Consider the following 1539-nt stretch of genomic DNA (forward strand, 5'->3'; position numbering starts at 1 on the left):
CTGTCTCTTCTACACAAATAATTAGTAAAAAAACGGAACTCTCTTGACTGCCGATGATCTGATCATGCAAATTCATTTACTTCACCATTTTCCATGTCAATTTTTAACCCGAGCCAATGGGCAGCCGATCACTTTCATCATGCTGAGCTAGGTGATAAACGAAGAGCGGCAAGGTTAACCGTCGTTGCTGAACATATGGCGGTTGGCAGCGGCAAATCGGTTGCCAGATCATGTAATGGTGAAGATGCCAAACTCGAAGGAGCCTATCGATTGATCCGCAATGATAATGTTAGCCCATCTATGATCAGAGTCGCCGGTTTTGCTCGCACAACCCAAGTGGTTGAAAATGTGGATGAAATACTTGCTCTAGAAGACACAACAGCCCTGAGTTATAAGCACAGTGTGGCGCCTGAATTAGGGAAATTAGGTAAACCTACAGATAAGTCTCGTGGGTGGTGGGTTCATTCTGTCTTGCTGCTGGATAGCTATACTTCTCGGACCTTGGGCTTGATCCACCAAGATTGGTGGTGTCGACCTGACAATCCCAACGAGGCCGATGAAAAAGAGAGCGGTAAATGGGCCGATGCATCTTATTTTACGCGACAACGCTTGCAGTCTCACATGTCGAGAGTGATCTCAGTGTGTGATAGAGAAGCGGATATCATGAGTTATTTAGCGGATAAACAGTCACATAGTGAACGGTTTGTGGTGCGAGCAAAACATGCCAGAAACCTTGTTGAATCCGAGGCTAAGCTGTTTGAGCACATGGACAGCCATCCCGTTACCGGCGGATACACCATCACCATCCCACAAAAAGGGATGAAGGAAGCCAGTGGTAAAAGCAAGAATCGTCCTTCGCGAACAGCCAAGCTCACTCTCAAAGCCAGTGCGGTGAATGTCAAACATAATGGCAAAGAGCACTCGCTTAATGTGGTGTATGCGCAAGAATGCCATTCGCCCCAAGGTGAAGCGGGTTTATCTTGGATGCTCCTGACCAGTGAGCCGATTGACACGCTGGCGCAGCAACTTCATGTGATTGATATTTATACCACTCGGTGGCGGATAGAGGACTTTCATAAAGCGTGGAAAACTGGCGCGGGGGTAGAAAGATTACGGATGACCTCGCCAGATAATCTTGAGCGAGCGGCCTCTATACTTTGCTTTATCGGTGTGCGGCTACTGCAACTAAGGGAAGTGATGAGTCTGCCAGTCTATCTGAGAAAAAGAGGCAAGGTCGAAGCAGCCCTGGGCATGGAAAATCAAAGCAGCAGCAGTGTTTTTGAGGATGATGAATGGCGAGTACTGATGGCGCTCTACAAGCCAAGGGCGCACAAAGGCAAAGAGGCACCAAATATGAAGTGGGCCTATCAGTCTCTGGCGAAATTAGGCGGCTTTAATGATAGCAAGCGCACGGGAATGGCTAGCTGGACCACGATTTGGGAAGGATGGGATGATCTTCAGGCTCAAGTAAAGGGCTATCGATTAGCCAAAGCCCTTTTTGAAGCCGGAAAAACGCTATGAGATCTGATCAAGAGACAG

General features: G+C 48.0%; 1 protein-coding gene. It reads left to right on the forward strand.

All coding sequences use genetic code 11. The features are described from left to right. Nucleotides 1-93 precede the first annotated feature (93 nt). On the forward strand, nt 94-1521 hold the full coding sequence (locus L5M51_RS22685; RefSeq protein ID WP_263148099.1) for an IS4 family transposase: 1428 nt from the start codon (nt 94-96) through the stop codon (nt 1519-1521). Nucleotides 1522-1539 lie beyond the last annotated feature (18 nt).

The sequence above is a fragment of the Shewanella sp. SM73 genome (assembly GCF_025653795.1).
Lineage (GTDB): Bacteria > Pseudomonadota > Gammaproteobacteria > Enterobacterales > Shewanellaceae > Shewanella > Shewanella oncorhynchi.

Excerpts from the sequence above, each read along its gene's own strand:
- L5M51_RS22685 (WP_263148099.1), top strand. The coding sequence starts at position 94 with ATGTCAATTTTTAACCCGAGCCAATGGGCAGCCGATCACTTTCATCAT.